This is a genomic window from Nostoc sp. XA010, assembly GCF_020829625.1.
Classification (GTDB): Bacteria; Cyanobacteriota; Cyanobacteriia; order Cyanobacteriales; family Nostocaceae; genus Nostoc.
In genome coordinates, this window is the sequence record NZ_JAIVFX010000027.1 from 13,659 (window position 1) to 30,521 (window position 16,863).

General features: G+C 43.5%; 14 protein-coding genes. 8 read left to right on the plus strand and 6 right to left on the minus strand.

Annotation, left to right across the window (positions count from 1 at the left end; all coding sequences use genetic code 11):
• The 3 genes from LC608_RS27205 (at position 1) to LC608_RS27215 (ending at position 1,788) form a co-directional block, all read left to right on the plus strand.
• Positions 1 to 669 carry a DUF1345 domain-containing protein gene (locus LC608_RS27205; protein WP_229556552.1) on the plus strand — a complete coding sequence of 223 codons (669 nt, stop codon included), beginning with the start codon at positions 1 to 3 and terminating at the stop codon, positions 667 to 669.
• Positions 670 to 783: 114 nt separating this feature from the next.
• On the plus strand, positions 784 to 1,029 hold the full coding sequence (locus LC608_RS27210; protein ID WP_229556553.1) for a ChaB family protein: 246 nt from the start codon (positions 784 to 786) through the stop codon (positions 1,027 to 1,029).
• Between the two features lie 183 nt (positions 1,030 to 1,212).
• Positions 1,213 to 1,788 carry a GNAT family N-acetyltransferase gene (locus LC608_RS27215; RefSeq protein WP_229556554.1) on the plus strand — a complete coding sequence of 192 codons (576 nt, stop codon included), beginning with the start codon at positions 1,213 to 1,215 and terminating at the stop codon, positions 1,786 to 1,788.
• A 46-nt stretch (positions 1,789 to 1,834) separates the two neighbouring features.
• On the opposite strand, the gene LC608_RS27220 is transcribed toward LC608_RS27215, so the two are convergent.
• The 3 genes from LC608_RS27220 to LC608_RS27230 all read right to left on the minus strand — a co-directional run bounded on the left by LC608_RS27220 (position 1,835) and on the right by LC608_RS27230 (position 6,369).
• Positions 1,835 to 1,999: a hypothetical protein gene (locus LC608_RS27220; RefSeq protein WP_229556555.1), complete on the minus strand. Its 165-nt coding sequence runs from the start codon at positions 1,997 to 1,999 to the stop codon at positions 1,835 to 1,837.
• A gap of 152 nt (positions 2,000 to 2,151) precedes the next feature.
• Positions 2,152 to 4,659, minus strand: a complete 2,508-nt coding sequence (locus LC608_RS27225; RefSeq protein ID WP_229556556.1) for an ATP-dependent helicase — start codon at positions 4,657 to 4,659, stop codon at positions 2,152 to 2,154.
• Positions 4,660 to 5,280: 621 nt separating this feature from the next.
• Positions 5,281 to 6,369, minus strand: a complete 1,089-nt coding sequence (locus LC608_RS27230; protein WP_229556557.1) for a RuBisCO accumulation factor 1 — start codon at positions 6,367 to 6,369, stop codon at positions 5,281 to 5,283.
• A gap of 530 nt (positions 6,370 to 6,899) precedes the next feature.
• Here LC608_RS27230 and LC608_RS27235 point away from each other — a divergent pair.
• The 3 genes from LC608_RS27235 to LC608_RS27245 all read left to right on the plus strand — a co-directional run bounded on the left by LC608_RS27235 (position 6,900) and on the right by LC608_RS27245 (position 9,972).
• Positions 6,900 to 7,838 (plus strand): response regulator, encoded by a 939-nt coding sequence (locus LC608_RS27235; protein WP_229556558.1) that lies wholly within the window; start codon positions 6,900 to 6,902, stop codon positions 7,836 to 7,838.
• A 59-nt stretch (positions 7,839 to 7,897) separates the two neighbouring features.
• Positions 7,898 to 8,611: a bifunctional demethylmenaquinone methyltransferase/2-methoxy-6-polyprenyl-1,4-benzoquinol methylase UbiE gene (ubiE, locus tag LC608_RS27240; RefSeq protein WP_229556559.1), complete on the plus strand. Its 714-nt coding sequence runs from the start codon at positions 7,898 to 7,900 to the stop codon at positions 8,609 to 8,611.
• Positions 8,612 to 8,736: 125 nt separating this feature from the next.
• Positions 8,737 to 9,972 (plus strand): DUF445 domain-containing protein, encoded by a 1,236-nt coding sequence (locus LC608_RS27245; RefSeq protein ID WP_229556560.1) that lies wholly within the window; start codon positions 8,737 to 8,739, stop codon positions 9,970 to 9,972.
• Between the two features lie 83 nt (positions 9,973 to 10,055).
• Here LC608_RS27245 and LC608_RS27250 read toward each other — a convergent pair whose 3' ends face one another.
• Together LC608_RS27250 and LC608_RS27255 are read right to left on the minus strand one after the other, a co-directional pair.
• Positions 10,056 to 10,631, minus strand: a complete 576-nt coding sequence (locus LC608_RS27250) for a Uma2 family endonuclease (protein ID WP_229556561.1) — start codon at positions 10,629 to 10,631, stop codon at positions 10,056 to 10,058.
• Positions 10,632 to 10,915: 284 nt separating this feature from the next.
• A complete protein-coding gene (locus LC608_RS27255; RefSeq protein WP_229556562.1) occupies positions 10,916 to 12,277 on the minus strand; it encodes a cytochrome P450 in 1,362 nt (453 codons plus the stop codon).
• A gap of 138 nt (positions 12,278 to 12,415) precedes the next feature.
• Between LC608_RS27255 and LC608_RS27260 the strand changes: the two genes are divergently transcribed.
• Positions 12,416 to 13,051, plus strand: a complete 636-nt coding sequence (locus LC608_RS27260; protein ID WP_229556563.1) for a TetR/AcrR family transcriptional regulator — start codon at positions 12,416 to 12,418, stop codon at positions 13,049 to 13,051.
• Positions 13,052 to 13,199: 148 nt separating this feature from the next.
• Positions 13,200 to 16,328: a hypothetical protein gene (locus LC608_RS27265; RefSeq protein WP_229556564.1), complete on the plus strand. Its 3,129-nt coding sequence runs from the start codon at positions 13,200 to 13,202 to the stop codon at positions 16,326 to 16,328.
• A gap of 278 nt (positions 16,329 to 16,606) precedes the next feature.
• Here LC608_RS27265 and LC608_RS27270 read toward each other — a convergent pair whose 3' ends face one another.
• Positions 16,607 to 16,819, minus strand: coding sequence for a hypothetical protein (locus LC608_RS27270; RefSeq protein WP_229556565.1), 213 nt, complete (start codon positions 16,817 to 16,819; stop codon positions 16,607 to 16,609).
• Positions 16,820 to 16,863 lie beyond the last annotated feature (44 nt).

Below are 16,863 nucleotides of genomic sequence, written 5' to 3' on the forward strand. Positions count from 1 at the left end.
GTGAAACTTAATTTATTTAAAAACTTTGACCACCGACCCCGACTGATGATTGCTGTCGGAATCGCTGGATTAATTTCAATAATTCTTCCATCTTGGCTACACTTACCTACTCGCATTCTCTGCGCTTGGAACTCCGGCGCTGACTTTTTCTTAGCCGTAACCTGGTGGAAGATGATCAAAGCTACCCCAGAAAAAATTCGCCGTTATGCTGAGAATGAATATGAAGGACATTTAGCTATATTCATGCTGGTAATAGCTGCGGCTTGTGCTAGTGTTTTAGCGATCGGGTTTTTACTAACTGATAAAAAAGAGTTATCAACAATTCTGCTTACCCTACATGTCATACTTTCAATTATGACCATTGTCGGTTCCTGGTTACTAGTGCATACGATGTTTGCAGTGCAATATGCACACAGCTATTACAAATATATTAATCGTAATAATAGTGAAGAAATCATTGGAGGTTTAGATTTTCCTCATAACGACTATCCAGACTATTGGGAGTTTTTATATTATTCATTTGTAATTGGCATGACTAGTCAAGTTTCAGATGTGGAGACGAGATCACGCGATATGAGGCGCTTGACTCTGTTACATAGCATATTATCCTTCTTTTTCAATACCACAATTTTAGCGATGAGCATCAATATTATTGCATCGCTGATTTAAAAATCGCTTAACTCAGCCAAAAGTATGATTATTTGCTTCTCTACTTGCAGAAAGATGAAATTCTCTTGCAAGTTTTTTAACATGAACTTAACTTGAGATAATCGGAGTAAGTTTATGGCTGATCAAACAATAAATGAATTGCCTGCTGAAATTCAAGAACAGTTGCCCGAACACGCACAGCAGATTTTTCTAGCAGCACTTAACGCTGCTCAAAGTAATGGTTCAAGTGAAGAGGGTGCGCGTGAGATTGCTTGGAATAGTGTAAAGAATGAATACGAACCAGGCAGCGATGGCAAATGGCAGAGAAAGCCTGAAGACACTGCTATACATAATAAATCTGTTGTCTCTGGTGGCAATTGAGTAAATTTAAGTTTGGCATAGGCATCTTTTGTTAGAGGTAAGGCAAAATTTAAAGGGAATTCCATTTTTACGAAGCGGGTATGGGATTCCCTTTTGCTTTTTCAGAATTTTTGCAAGATGATAGACATTTTGAACAAACTATAATTATTTAAATATTGGCTAGAAAATCTATCTACATAGAAAATGCTAATTGAACAAGACGAAATTGCTATTCGTCTAATGGAAGATAAAATATATGATTATCAGTTGATGGCAAAATGGTTAACTGATGCACAAGTTTTGGAATTTTATGAAGGAAGAGATAATCCTTTTGATTTAGAAAAAATTATAGAATCGTACAAACCTATGATCAGGGGAGATGACCCGGTTGTTCCGTGTCTGTTCTACTATCAAAATATCCCTATTGGTTATTTGCAGTATTGTGCGCTTAATGACTTATCCCAAACTGATAGACAATTGTATCATCTCGATCAAACTGATTATGTCTACGGAATTGACTTGTTCATAGGCGAAACCGGCTATTGGAACAAGGGAATTGGTACAAAAATCTTGTCAGCAGCTATTAGTTATCTTTTTGAACAGCGACAAGCTCATAAAATTGTCATAGATCCTCATGTTGACAATCCTCGCGCTATCCGTTGCTATGAAAAATCTGGTTTTGTCAAAGTAAAGTTATTGCCCACCCATGAGCTACATGAAGGGGAATACTCAGATTGTTGGCTTATGGCAATAGACCAAAAGAATCCATTACACTCCTAATTTATGCATCACAACTAGTAAGTTGGTATGAGAGAATGTTACAAAATTAACTTGCGTGTTCCCAGTCACTGAGTAACTCATGCTGTTGTACAGCTTTCTTGCATTGGCGGAATGGTACTTTAGGAGTACCAATACTAATGCCAGGAAAAGACTGTTTTTTTGTCTTGCTGGGTCTGTTTTCTTGTGTCGTTGTCAATTGTTGGGTTTTCATTGGTAAATCAATTTCTGATTAAAATCTCAGCACCAATTTATAACACCAATTTTCAAACGGCAACTTCCACTATAGGTAGCTTATTTTCTACAAATATTCACAATCTGATCGCTACTAACCGGGGATTTCAATTAATTTCTTAAAAGTTTTGATCACGCTTGTTTGGTCATTACTCCTAAATTCATTACACATTCAGGAAATTGGCGCTTTAATGCAGGAAAAACCGGGCAAGGCGCTTGTTCTTGTAAATTGTCCGGTTTACTCCAAGTAAATGGGGCTTTCTGCGCTGCTGACATCCACACCAGACGCTTTGCTCGTGTCATCGCAACGTATAGTAAACGGTACTCCTCAGATATTTTCAAGTGCTTTGCTTGTTCCCATGCTTGTGTAACATCTGGTATGGTAGATTCTCCGTGGAGAGCAGCACGAATTTGGGCGCGGGCTACTTCTGATAAGGTAAAATCCCCTAAGAACTGGCTTTGGGGAGGAACCCAAAATCTCCCAGGAATCAAGTTTTCGTGGAGAAAGGGAAGAAACACATAGTCCCAATCTAACCCTTTGGCTTTGTGCATGGTAATAATGGTCAGTTGACCGCGACGAGTGTAACGTTCTTCCGAATCTTCGGTTTCCACTGGTTCAAACCGTTCGGAACTGACGATTTCACTTAAAGTTGACAGCATTCCCCCCATTGAACTATTGCCTGCTATCTGCTGGTTTACCCGTTCTGCGAGTTTGTCAGCAGTTGCTAATTCTGCCTGGTCGTAATTTAAGGTCAAGGCGAGAAAGGAAATTAGCTGGTACAGGGGCAATTCCAACCGGGCGCGAAGTAAATTGCGACACAAACGAGCAGCTTTTTGGACTGTTTCTGGCTGGGGTGCTGCTAGGGGGCCAGGATACAAAAATTCTTCTGGGAGACTAGCAAGGGCGTTGAGGTCTTGAGTAGGTATTAACTGGCGCTGTACTAATGCTTCTAGTGCGGCTTTGAGGTAATCGGGGGAGTGGGGGCGATCGCAAAATTGTAGTAATGCTAAAATCTCTTGGGGAACATGGGAACGGCGATCGCGTTCTCCCACATCGTAAAGTGTAATTTTATGCTCTTTGCACACAGGTGTCAGAGCCTCTGCTAACCATCGTCCTTGACGATTTTCTCGCACTAAAATCGCTGCACTATTTTGTGTTGGGTCTTCGCCAAATAACTCGATTACTCTTTGAGATAACAATTCAACGGTGTGATGAATATCACGCGGAGTATAAAGTTCCAATCCTCGTCCTACTGGTGCTGGGTTGGCGTTATCTTGCGGATCACCAGCTTCAACAGGGCGAATTGTCTGCAAGCGAAATGGTACTTGTCGGTTGTCAGGAATCTGTTGTCCGTTATTCGTTTTTGCTAAGGATTGATTATTGATCCATTTGAGGGCAAAGTTAGCAGCTTCAATGATAATTCTAGTACTGCGACCAGCTTGATCCATCGTTGCTAATCGTTGGATGCGATCGCACTCTTCGCAAAATTGCCGAAAATAAATCGGATCGGCTGGGGTAAAGGTAGAATTAATCGCTTGGTTCGGGTCGCCAACTCGTACCAAGTTGAGTGGGGAGTGGGGAGTGGGGAGTGGGGAGTTAGGAGTGAGGAGTGAGGAGTGAGGAGTTAGGAGTGAGGAGTTAGGAGTTAGGAGTGCAGAATTATCTCCCTCATCTCCCTTATCTCCCTTATCTCCCCTCACTCCCCCATATTGCCCATCACTTGCCAAAATTTCTAACAACTGCGTCTGTAATGGGCTAGAGTCTTGGGCTTCGTCTTCAAAGACAGCGAAAACTTGGTTTTGCTCGATGCGACGGGCGCTGTCATTTTCTAAAACGCGCAGTGCGGCTAAAATCATATCGTCGTAGTCGATGAAATCACGCGATCGCATTAACTTTTGATATTGCTCATACAATCCCGCCGCTACGCTCAAAATTGTATATTCGTCTGTGGTTTGTTTACTCCACTCCCGCAATTTTTCTGGCGATATCCCAGAACTTTTTGCTTCATGAATTACCGTATTAGCCAATTCTGGCAATACTTCTGTTCGCAGCACCGATTGGCGACGCAATCTTTCTGTCTCTTCTCCGTCAAATTGATGACCTTCTAATAACCGCAAATATATTCCTGGATTATTCGCAATCCATTGCTCTACGGCTGTCCTGATAAAACGGTGACTTTGAGTTGGTGTAATTAATGTGACATTTTCTAACTGCAAACCTGACAAATCAGGATGGCGACTGGCAATGTTCAACGCTAGACCATGTAGGGTATAGACAAAAAAGCCTGTCTGAGGTAAGGATAATTTCTTTAAGTCTTTGCGGATCTTCGCTTTAATGTTGGCAGCAGCAGAGCGAGTAAAAGTAACAACTACCAAGTGACTGCGGGAGGATGAACGTTCATACTGGCGTGCGATCGCGATCGCCGCCGCCGCCGCCATCCCAGTAGATTTGCCTGCACCAGGAACGGCAGAAATAGCCAAAGGGCCAGATTGCCAGTCAGCCATTTGCTGTTGTCCAGGGCGTAGACTGTTGCGGATTGCTAGAATCTTCTCCCGCAGAGAAGGAACAGGCGATCGTTCGGACAATTCTAAGTGGAGTGATTCTTGAGCCACAGGAGCAGTAAATTTAGTGTCTGACATTGATATTTTTATATTTAATAATTTTAATTCCAAAACCGCAGATATGAAAAATCATTGGTGTTTATCTGTGATGACAAATATTTTTGAATTGCAAATTAATTAGCTAATAGCTCTATCAAAAATCAAACAGTAGTCTTCAGAGAGATCCCCAAACATAAAAATCCTGAAGGAGAATCTATTGAGATTCCCCTTCAGGTCAAACACTTTTATTCAATCAAAATAATTCACGTTTTATACCATTTCACGAAATGCCTGATACAAATGATTAGTTTTTAATTCTTTCCCCCTGCTCCCTGCTCCCTGCCCCCTTGCTGGCTATTTGTATCGATTTTAAAGCGAAATGGTATTACTTGGTATCTTTATAGCAAGTATAAATACTGATATTGTCAAATTCAAGATGAAGATTGCTGAGTTAAAAGACTGCCTACAAGGGACGGGGTATCAATTAACTCTATTTAAAAATATTCCACGCCAAGTGGCGAGGTATGTACCAAGTACAATAGTTAAAGCAAGTGGCAGCATTGGCTAAACAAAAAATTGAACCAATGCCCGATCAGCTATGTGGTGTTTGGACAGTCTTAACAGATCACATCACGGAGTTAATTCTGTCTAAAATTAAATTTATTCATCAATCTGCCAGGAATCCTTAGTTAATTCTTCATCCAGAATTTTCTTAGGACGCACGATGATAATAACTTGTCCTAATAAGGGAATTTCTGGCTCAGTTTCAAACCACTGAAAATCTAATTCACCACCCTTTTCGACAACAAAATAGCTGGAGGCATCCCATTCTCGTTGGGCACGATCTACCACTACTACCACCGGACCTAATTGGCTTTGGGTTTGGATGGGGAAGCGATCGCTATTTGCTAAAATTACTACTGGATCTTCTGCCGCTAACAACACTTGCCAACCTGGTAATGGTATCCAAGCTTGTTCTCCAGAAAACTTGACCAACCGAAATGGTTCAATTTCTGTCAGTATGGGCACAGCTTGCAAGTCTTGTCGTGATAATGGCAAGTCGCCTACCACGGGCAAAATTCGGGGTAATTGTTCTTCAAATTCCAGACGGTAAAAGGGTAAAATTGGCGCTGGACGCTGGGGAGTAGTAGTAAAATCAGTCAGTAGCTGTTCGATTTTTTGTCTTGCTGCTGGCGTGTGAGCAAAGCGTAAACCTTTGGCTATTAGGCGCGATCGCTGTTGTAAATCTGCATTTTGGCGTGCCAGTTTCCAAACTTGATGAGCAACAGCATCCCCAGGATGGGCAGAAAACCCTTCTGGTAAAGTGCGGTAATAAGAGAACTCTTTAAGTGCTTTTGCTATTTCCCGTGCCTCATCGGCATCAACATTGTGGACGAAGATTAGTTCGGCGGCGGCGGCGCGTTCTTCTTGGGTGAGCAAACGCAGTTCATATAAAACATCACTGCCGCGTATAGCATAGTGCGATCGCGTTGCTTCCGATACTCCAAACTTTTCTAAAGAATTGTAAACTTGAGAACCAACAACCACCTGATTTTGTTGAATCGGCTCAAATCCAGTCGCCTCAAAAATGTCTTGGGGGTTGTAACCGGTTTTTAGCAACGAGGCGATCGCCGTTCCCCATTCCACCCAGTTACCTTGTTTTTGCCTCAGCCTTCGCAGTAATTCTTGTGCTACATCGTTAGTAGCATTTTCTTCGGGATTCTGAGCGTTGGGTGGTAGATCAGTCATAATCAGAGTGCGAGCTTCAACTTGAGAGGTTGATTAATACCTCATGAGCAAGTCTTATTCTAATCTATGAACTACCCATAGTTATATCTTGCACCTGCCCACTTGCTTGGCAATACAGAATTTATTCTGAGGCGGTTGTTGGGGCTGGTGCAAGTTTTGAGTATAACTAACGCCGTGTGCAACTTTCTCTCAGACCTAACCCCCAACTCCTTCCCTACAAGGGAATGGGAGCAAGAATCAAAGCTCGACCTTTCGGGGAGAGGAATGGAAGTGGGGTTCTAAGGATAAGTTGCACATTACGTTAACTACTGCTTTGAGTTGATCTGTAGAAACTTATCTAGTCAATTCTTCTTGTGCAATTTTTTCTTGCTTCAGATATTGGGGCAGGCAAATATCCTCTGTGACACTCACATTTGCCGTATTTAAACATGCAAGCTAACTCCGTAAAAACCCTTGATAAATTTTCGCTATTCTCAACTAAGCTTGGTATGGAATATAACAAGATAGTGAATATTTACAGGAAATATCTTATGGATAAGCCCAATCTCGAAATTGATAAACTCCAATATCAAGTGATAACTCTCCAACAACCAAAAAAGCTGAAAATCCTGGTAGTTGACGATGAGCCAGATAATCTCGATCTGCTTTATCGCACCTTTCGACGCGACTTTAATGTTCTGAAAGCTGATAGTGGAGTGAACGCCCTAGAAGTTTTGGCAGCAGAAGGGGAGGTAGCGGTGATTATCTCCGATCAACGGATGCCAGAAATGAAAGGAACTGAGTTTCTCAGCAAGACTGTACCTCAGTTTCCCGATACGGTTAGGATAATTCTCACCGGATTTACTGATATTGAAGACTTGGTAGAGGCGATTAATGCAGGACAAGTCTACAAATATATCACCAAGCCTTGGGACCCAGGCGAACTGAAGGCAGTGGTGCAAAGAGCAGCAGAAACCTACGACTTGCTCAAGCAACGTACAGAAGAATTACGCCGTTCTCATGCTCAAATAGCCCTGCTGAGTGTTTTGGTACAGGTAACTCAAGCAGTTTCTAGCTTAGAAGAAACTCTCGCTCCAATTGCTAGGGCTGTGAGTAATACTTTTGGAACAGACGGATGTATTTTACAACTGACAGATGGAAATACTCTGATTGCGACTCAAGGAACTTACAGCGATACAGGTACAATAGAGAATTGGCTATCTGTTGACCCACTAACAAAGGAAGCGATCGCCACCGGGCAAATGCAACTTTCCTTAAATATACTTAAAGACACAAAATTAGTTGATGCTATTCACTACAAAGATACGGATGTGCAAGCACATTTAGTTATCCCAATTAGCTACCGTAATCAACTTTTGGGCGTATTATCCCTACAGTGGAAACAACCCTGCACTTTACGGGAAGATGAATTAATGCTAATTAATTTATCAGCCCAACTGATAGCGATCGCTTTTACTAGTTGTCATTAGTCATTTGTCATTAGTCAAAAACCAATGCCCAATGCCCCATGCCCAATACCCAATACCCAATGACTAACGAAATTCAGTCCATTTTTAACCGTATTGCTCCGGTTTATGACCAGTTGAACGATTGGTTGAGTCTGGGACAGCATCGAATATGGAAGGAAATGGCAGTGAAATGGAGTGCAGCTAAATCGGGTGATACTGCATTAGATTTGTGTTGCGGTAGTGGTGATTTAGCCTTACGTCTGGCACGGCATGTAGGGGCAACAGGGAAGGTTTACGGAGTGGATTTTTCACCTAACCTGCTAGAAAAAGCTAAAGAACGCTCACATTGGCAGTACCCCCAACCTGCGTTGGCTTTGCCCGCCGTAGGCATCGCTTGGGTAGAAGCCGACGTGCTAAATTTACCCTTTGAGGATAACCAATTTGATGCCGCAACAATGGGCTATGGTTTAAGAAATGTTAAAGATATTCCTCGCAGTCTCCAAGAGTTATATCGGGTTTTGAAGCCGGGTGCTAAAGCCGCAATTTTAGACTTTCATCGACCGAGTAATCCTCAGCTACGTGCCCTTCAGCAGTTGTATCTGGACAGTTTTGTAGTGCCAGTTGCCAGTTATTTAGGGTTAAAAGAAGAATATGCTTACATCAGCCCTAGCTTAGACCGCTTTCCCATCGGGAGAGAGCAAATAGAGTTAGCGCGGCAAGTTGGTTTTGCTGTTGCCACACATTACCCCATTGTGAACGGTATGATGGGAGTGCTAGTGCTTAGTAAATTATGAGTTATTAGTTAAAAGTTATGAATTATGAGTAGTGATAAATTCTCATTTAAAATTTATCATTCCTAACTCCTAACTCTAAGCTCTAAACTCTAGGCTCTAAACTCCTAACTTTTTTAATTCTTCCCTTGGACTGGTCTCATCTTTGGCTTTATGTGTCTCCCCCGGTACTGGGTGGAATTATTGGCTATTTCACAAATGACATAGCCATCAAAATGTTGTTCCGTCCTTACCGAGCAATTTACATTGCTGGACGAAGAGTACCCTTCACCCCTGGATTGATTCCCCGCAACCAGGAACGTTTGGCTCTGAACATTTCTAAGACAATCATGGGGTCACTTTTGACACCACAAGAATTGCAAAATCTGGCGCGGCGTCTGTTGGAAACAGAACGGGTGCAAGGCGCAATTCTCTGGTTGTTGCGGCTGGCAATTGAACAAATTAAAACAGATAAAAACGAGAAAAGTGCCAAAATTGTGGCGGGAATTTTGCGGGATTTAATAGGGGAATCCCTGCCACGGCTACTCAAGGTTTTAGCGCGACGTGAAGACTTTTTGGAAGCGCAGATAAATCAAATTTTTGATCAGATATTGCTGGAATTTCAATTGAGTGAAGAACAAGCCACGCGGCTTGCTGATTGGTTGTTGCAAGCAGTTTTACCGCCAGATGTGCTGCGGCAGACGATAGTTGATTTTTTGACCGATCGCACAATTCAAATTGTTGATGAAGGCTTCCGCGAAAAAACCAGTGGGACTTATTGGGTAGTAGCAAATTTGTTTGGCTTACGTAATACTCTCACGCGACTACGAACTTTTTGTTTGGATGAAAAAGAGGCTGCTAATACTCGCTTGCAAGAATTGACTAAAGATTTGCAAATGCGCGATCGCATTAGGAAATTACTGCAAAATTTATCATTACAAAACTTGCCAATGGGGACGGTGCGCCAACTCCGAAAGACCACCCGCGAAAGTGTCCGCCATTACTTACAAAACAGTGGCAGCGATTTTTTACAAGGATTAACTGATTCTGTTGATTGGGAAAATATTGCTGTAGTCCTGCTAAATCGTCTGAGTACTTCACCGGTTGTCAATACTTCTTTAGAAGTAATGAGTCAAGAATTGGCTTTAATATTAGATAAGTATTTGGAAAAAGATTTAGAAGTAATTGTGGCGCAAGCAATTCCAATTTTGTCGATAGATCAAGTGATAGTTGACCGCGTAAAATCAACTTCACCGGCTGATTTAGAAGCTGCAATTGAGGGAATTGTAAAAAATGAATTGCAAGCTATTGTAACTTTAGGTGGTGTTTTGGGTTTTGTTATCGGGTTATTGCAGACAGGGTTTTTAATATTTAGTCAATATTGATTTTTGGTTTTTGACTGCAAATTTTTATTAACTTATAGTTGCAAGTTGCCCAGATTGTGAAATGAGCGAAATTAAGCGATCGCCTAACTTAAAATCTGCGTCAAATCAAGCACAAACCCAGGCAATACATCCTCTCCTGATAAGCTAGTAGGCGAGCGCAAAACCTCAACTTCCTGTCCTGGGCGGTAAATTTCCACCTGTTGGTTCTGGGGGTCAATCAGCCAGCCTAAACGCACACCGTTGTCAATATACTCCTGCATTTTTTGTTGCACAGTCTTTAAGCTGTCTGAAGCAGAGCGTAATTCTACCGCAAAATCTGGAGCGAGTGGTAGGAATCTGTCGGGGTCTGGATTCAGGGCTTCTAATCGTTCCCGGCTCACCCAAGACGCATCTGGAGAACGGTTTGCACCATTAGGAAGTTTGAAACCTGTAGAAGAGTCAAAAGCCAAACCTGTACCATCAGCGTCAGCCCAATTACCTAAGCGCTGTGTCAGTTTACTATTCCGATTTCCGATTCCCCATCCAGTTGGTGGCATGATAATCAATTCTCCCTCTGCCGTGCGCTCAAGTCGCAAATCTCGATTATTTTGACACAGTTGGAAGAACTGCTCATCTGTCAGTTCAATGGTGGGGCTGAGGTTCAGAATCAGGGCAGTCATAGTTGCCTCTCAAGCTTTCTAACTGTAGCGTAGCATTGGGTTAACATCTTGGGTTAACCATAGTATGTTAACCATCTAACAATTACCATGCTTACTAGAAAGCTATTTTTTATCATGTAAGAATTTGTTTCACTGTTATCTGTCTGATAAGAGCAGATGAGAGTTTATGTTTTTTCTCAGCTTCCACTCGCAATTTGCCAAAAACCTGAAAAGTGGCAGTCTGATTTTCTAAATACCTACGATTTCATGCTAGATGCGGAAAATCGATTTGTTTCATCAAAGATTTATGTTTGACTCTTCAAGGGCTGTTCTATCACTAAAGGATCAATATATGCTTCTAGAGTATCTTTAACTTTAGAAGGCTGACGAATTGGAGCGATCGCAGAATAATCAGGTTTTACTGTCCAGTCATAATGGCGAAGCAGTGTGGAAAGCACGATTTTCATTTCCATTTGGGCAAATTCCATGCCTAAACATCGGTGCGAACCATAACCAAAACCCATTAGTGCTAAAGGATGTTTCTTATCTTCTTCACGATGTGGTGCAAAGCGATCGGGGTCAAAGCGATCGGGATCGGTATACAGTTCTGGTAGACGGTGAGTCAACATCGGCGAGATAGTCACAAACCAACCTGCTGGGATGCGATAACCTGCATACTCAATATCTTTGAGGACTCCACGATTATAGGCATACACTGGCGGATAAAGCCGTTCTACTTCTTTTAAAACGTTGGTTAAATCTGGAAGTTGTTTGAGATGAGACAGATTAAGGGGATTATTTCCCACAACTGCTAATTGTTCTTGGCGCAGTCGCTCTCGCCATTCGGGATGATTACCTAGTTCAAATATTACCCAACTCAGCAAAGAGGCTGTCGTCTCGTGTCCAGCAAACAGGAGTAGTAATGCCTCGTTGATTATCTGTGCTTCGCTGAATTTATTCCCGTCTTCATCAACAGCTGCTAGCAGCAATCCCAAAACATCTTTTGATTCTTCTAAGTTACCTTTCTCGATACGCTGTGCGATTACTTGACGCAAGAAAGCCACTAAATTACCCCTAGCATTTTGACCGCGGCCATATAAAGTAAAAGGGACATTCAATTTGAATATCGTCATACTGCCATCTAGCAGTTGTGTAAACCACTGACTGGTTTGCTCAACTTCGCTCTTGTTCTGACTTCCCAAAAACAGGCGAGTAGCAACCATCAGGGTAAGCTGGCGGAAACTAGAATTTAAGGGAATCGTTCTCTGTCCCCAATTTTTGAGGAAGTCTTGCACAATATTTTGGATGGTGTCGAAATATGTAGCGATCGCTTTTCCGTGAAATGCTGGATACATTAAGCGACGAGTTAGGCGATGTTCTTCCCCATCTTGTAATAAAATATTATTGCCAAATGTTGATTCTAAGAAATACCATCCTATCCGCGATGACATGTGTTCCGCCTGTTCCACCAGCACCAGCCGATTAGCATCAGGGCCAATTAAATAAGCACGTTTACGCCCCATGACGCTCGTCTTAAAAACTGAACCATACTGCTGGAATCGTCGCCACAAATACAACTCTGAATCCTGAAATATTTCCAAAGTCTCCCCCAAGAGGGGTAAGCCATAGCTACCAGGCATTTCCTCGGCGGATTTTAGCTGTCGCATATTTGAGTACCTCCAGCAGTAATTAGCTACAGTATCTACTTAATTGTAAAGCGCAGTTAGGTTTTGCAAATCTAAATTACCACTGGCGGTAGAGTTTTTCTGCATAGAACATAATCTCTTCATTTGGCAATCTAATTTTTGGTTTTTGCCGAGGATACGCCTCAGGTGCGCGATGCAGAAGCGACGAAAAAGCAGATTCTTGATGCGGCGGAAGCGGAGTTTGCCAGAAATGGACTTAGTGGGGCGCGGACAGAAGCGATCGCTAGAGGTGCAGGTGTCACCAAAGCGATGATTTACTACTACTTCCAGAGCAAGGAAGGACTATATGAAGCTGTTCTGCAACGTCCGGCGGTGGAGATGCACGAAGGGTTTGAGCAGCTAAATTTGGATCAGTTCCCACCAGAGGAGGCATTGAAGGTACTTGTCAAAGGAGCGATCGCTTATGAAGCTGCTCACCCGCACAGAGGAATGCTTTGGTTTCAAGAAGCAAACCAAAATCAGGGAAAGTATTTCAAACAGGGGAATTGGCAAGAGAATTTTAGCTATCTCATCAAGATTTTAGAACGGGGGATGGCTGAAGGTTGTTTCCGTAAGATCGATCCATTTCTCACCACCCTACATATTATTGGGGTTTGTAATTTATACTTCAACGCTTACGAAAACATCAAGCATACTAAACCCGATTTGCAATTACTGAGTCCAGAAATGATTGAGCAGCATACTCAAGCAGCAGTTAATTTTATTTTGGCTGGTGTGCGACGTACTGAAGATTAGAGATTTAATATCGATCGCTTCTCTCCTAGTACTGTTCGGTTAAGCTTGGTTGAGGCAAGCACGGGGAGAGAAGAATGACTGAACATATACCCTCTTGCCTCCCCTGCTTATCCGAACCGTATTGGCTTCTCTGCCAGAGGTTTAGCCGATGCTTCGAGCGATCGCGTTGTCACAATTCGTACCAAATTCCGAGTTCCAAACAACCGAAGTTAAAGCTCAGAACACCAAACTTCGAGTTCCAAACATCAAAATTTTACTTTTCAAACAAAAGGACGAACTCATGGCAAATTCAGTTTTCAACTTATCTAACCTCAACGGCACGTCGGGATTTGCCATCAACGGCATCAATCCAGATGACCGTTCAGGCAACTCTATTAGCAGTGCCGGAGACATCAACGGTGACGGTCTAGACGACCTGATCATTGGGGCACCCTTTGCCGAACCCAACGGCAACTCCTCAGGGCAAACCTACGTGGTGTTTGGCAGCAAGGAAAGTTTTGATGCCCAATTCTACCTCTCCACCCTCAACGGCACGTCAGGCTTTGCCATCAACGGCATCAATCCAGATGACCGTTCAGGCAACTCTATTAGCAGTGCCGGAGACATCAACGGCGACGGCATTGATGACCTGATTATCGGGGCAGATGGTGCTTCCCCCAACGGCATCACCTCAGGGCAAACCTACGTGGTGTTTGGCAGCAAGGAAAATTTTGCTGCCCAATTCAACCTCTCCACCCTCAATGGCACTAATGGTTTCACCATCAACGGCATCAATCAATATGACTCCTTAGGCAACTCTGTTAGCAGTGCCGGAGACATCAACGGCGACGGTGTTGACGACCTGATTATCGGGGCACCCTTTGCCGAACCCAACGGTACCTCTTCAGGGCAAAGCTATGTGGTGTTTGGTAGTAAAGAAAGTTTTACTGCCCAATTCGACCTCACCACCCTCAACGGCACTAATGGTTTCACCATCAACGGTATTAATGAAGAGGACTCCTTAGGCAACTCTGTTAGCAGTGCCGGGGACATCAACGGCGACGGCATTGACGACCTGATTATTGGGGCACCTTCTGCCGACCCCAACGACATTATCTCAGGGCAAACCTACGTGGTGTTTGGCAGCAAGGGGGGTTTTGATGCCCAACTCAACCTCTCCACCCTCAACGGCACTAATGGTTTCACCATCAACGGTATCAATGAAGATGACTCTTTAGGCAACTCTGTTAGCAGTGCCGGAGACATCAACGGCGACGGTATTGACGACCTGATCATTGGGGCACCCTTTGCCGACGGCAACGGCGACAATTCAGGGCAAACCTACGTGGTGTTTGGCAGCAAGGAAAGTTTTGCTGCCCAATTCAACCTCTCCACCCTCAACGGCACTAATGGTTTCACCATCAACGGCTTCAATAAAGGTGACGGCTTCTTCAGCAGTTTTGTCAGCAGTGCCGGAGATATCAACGGCGACAGCATTGATGACCTGATTATCGCAGCACCCTTTGCCGACCCCAACGGCACCAATTCAGGGCAAAGCTACGTGGTGTTTGGCAGAAAAGAGGGTTTTGGTGCCCAACTCAACCTCTTCAACCTCAACGGCACAAATGGCTTTGCCATCAACGGTATCAATTCAGATGACCGTTCCGGCTACTCTCTTAGCAGTGCCGGAGATATCAACGGCGACGGTATTGATGACTTGATTATCGCAGCACCCTTTGCCGACCCCAACGACATTAGCTCAGGGCAAACCTATGTCGTGTTTGGCAACCGCACCCCCGTTCTCGACCTCAACGGCAACTCAGAGGGTATTGATTTTAGCACTACCTTTAGCGGTACTCCCGTCTCCATCATCGATAGCAACTTCACCCTCGGCGACAATGGCAGTACCCTAGCTGGTGCCACCATCACCATTACCAATCTCTTGAATGGCGCAACCGAGAGTCTCAATGCCACTGCCATCGGCAACATCACCTCTACCTACAACCCCATTACAGGCGCTCTCACTCTTAGTGGTACGGATACCATTGCCAATTATCGACAAGTCCTCAGCAGCGTTACCTACAACAGTACAGCTACCACTGTTAACACCACAATTGAGTTTGTCGTCGATGACGGCCAAGATGTGAGTAACACCAGTGCAGTAGCAACCACCACTTTGGGTAGTGTCCAGAAATTGATCACGGGCACGCCTGATGCAGATATCCTCATCGGCACATTCAACAACAATGTCATCGAGGGCAAAGCTGGTAACGACAAGCTCACTGGTAGTGGTGGTCGAGACACATTCATCTTCTCAAGAGGCGATGGCATCGACACCATAACCGACTTTGGCGGCGTAGGTACCGTAGGTATTGATTCAAATTCATCAACGGCGGCAATTGCTGAAGTTGATACTTTAAATCCATCAACGGCGGTAATTGCTGAAGTTGATACCTTGGATTTTACTAGATTAGGATTGACTGCTAAAAATCTGCAATTAAATCAAAATGGCAACAATCTAGAACTCACTTTTGAAAATACAAGCAATACCAAAATCATTCTAGAAAACTTCCAGTTAGAAAAGCTGAATAATTTACCAGCATCTGATGTCAGCCCAGCTATTGGCAATATCCTGTTTGACAACCAGAGAGGCATCGTTGACAGTTTTGATGTCTTCGATGCCAACTCCACTCAAACTGAGCTATTTAACCCGACGAACATCGTTACATTCCTCAATGACCTTAACAATAACATTACGGGTTTTAAAGACTCCGGCGATGTGATTAATGGTCAGGGAGGTGATGACATCATCAACGGCAATAGTGGCAATGATTTGCTACGGGGTGGAACTGGTAATGATACCCTCATCGGTGGTGCTGGCGATGATACTCTGGTTGGCGGTGCTGGCAATGACGTACTCATAGGTGGTGAGGGTGTTGACAGATTCCTTTACAATACCGATGCTCCTTTTAACAGTACTGATGTTGGTCTAGATAGCATTAGTGGGTTCTACAGTGGATTTTTTGCAGCCACTACACAAAGTGACAAGATTGTACTGGATAAGGCTACCTTTAATACAATTACTTCTGTTGCGGGAATAGGTTTTAGTAACGAGAGTGATTTTGAAATCACTTCTTCTGCGGGGACTAGCACGGCGACAATTGTCTACGATGCTGTGAGTGGGCAGTTGTTCTACAACGAAAATGGCAGCACGGCTGGTTTCGGCACCGGTGGTCTATTTGTGACTCTAACTGGTGCGCCAATTCTCAAGGCATCTGATTTTATTATCCAAGCGTAGTTCGCTTGGAACAACAAACTTTGAGTTCCAAACACCAAACGACTCTGACTTTTCACGGGATCTGGAAAACCTCTGTTTTTGCAGGAGAGAGGCTTTGAATTCTCCCCCTTGCTTACCCTACGGTGTACATACAAGGTAAAAAAACATCGATGCAACAAAGGTGCAGGTCAAAAGACTTGTGTGTACACCGTAGCTTCCTTACCAGGGAAGGGGGTTGGGGGATTAGGTTTCGCGTTAGTTTTTCCAGATAACGTGAAAAGTCAGAAACGAGATTAAAGCTAAATACAGCATTTCATTAATTTGTAACGAATTAAATCTGACAATGCCAATGCATCGACTGACAATGCCAACGCATCGACTGACAATGCCAACGCATCGGCTGACAATGCCAACGCATCAACTGACAATGCCAACGCATCGACTGACAACGCCAATGCATCGGCTGACAATGGCAACGCATAGACTAACAATGGCAATGCGTCCCCTTGCATTAAAAACGCTACAATTATTACGCAAAGCTGTACTAAGTTTCTTA

Excerpts from the sequence above, each read along its gene's own strand:
- LC608_RS27210 (WP_229556553.1), top strand. The coding sequence starts at position 784 with ATGGCTGATCAAACAATAAATGAATTGCCTGCTGAAATTCAAGAACAG.
- LC608_RS27215 (WP_229556554.1), top strand. The coding sequence starts at position 1,213 with ATGCTAATTGAACAAGACGAAATTGCTATTCGTCTAATGGAAGATAAA.
- LC608_RS27220 (WP_229556555.1), bottom strand. The coding sequence starts at position 1,999 with ATGAAAACCCAACAATTGACAACGACACAAGAAAACAGACCCAGCAAG.
- LC608_RS27225 (WP_229556556.1), bottom strand. The coding sequence starts at position 4,659 with ATGTCAGACACTAAATTTACTGCTCCTGTGGCTCAAGAATCACTCCAC.
- LC608_RS27230 (WP_229556557.1), bottom strand. The coding sequence starts at position 6,369 with ATGACTGATCTACCACCCAACGCTCAGAATCCCGAAGAAAATGCTACT.
- LC608_RS27235 (WP_229556558.1), top strand. The coding sequence starts at position 6,900 with ATGGATAAGCCCAATCTCGAAATTGATAAACTCCAATATCAAGTGATA.
- ubiE (WP_229556559.1), top strand. The coding sequence starts at position 7,898 with ATGACTAACGAAATTCAGTCCATTTTTAACCGTATTGCTCCGGTTTAT.
- LC608_RS27250 (WP_229556561.1), bottom strand. The coding sequence starts at position 10,631 with ATGACTGCCCTGATTCTGAACCTCAGCCCCACCATTGAACTGACAGAT.
- LC608_RS27255 (WP_229556562.1), bottom strand. The coding sequence starts at position 12,277 with ATGCGACAGCTAAAATCCGCCGAGGAAATGCCTGGTAGCTATGGCTTA.
- LC608_RS27265 (WP_229556564.1), top strand. The coding sequence starts at position 13,200 with ATGCTTCGAGCGATCGCGTTGTCACAATTCGTACCAAATTCCGAGTTC.
- LC608_RS27270 (WP_229556565.1), bottom strand. The coding sequence starts at position 16,819 with ATGCAAGGGGACGCATTGCCATTGTTAGTCTATGCGTTGCCATTGTCA.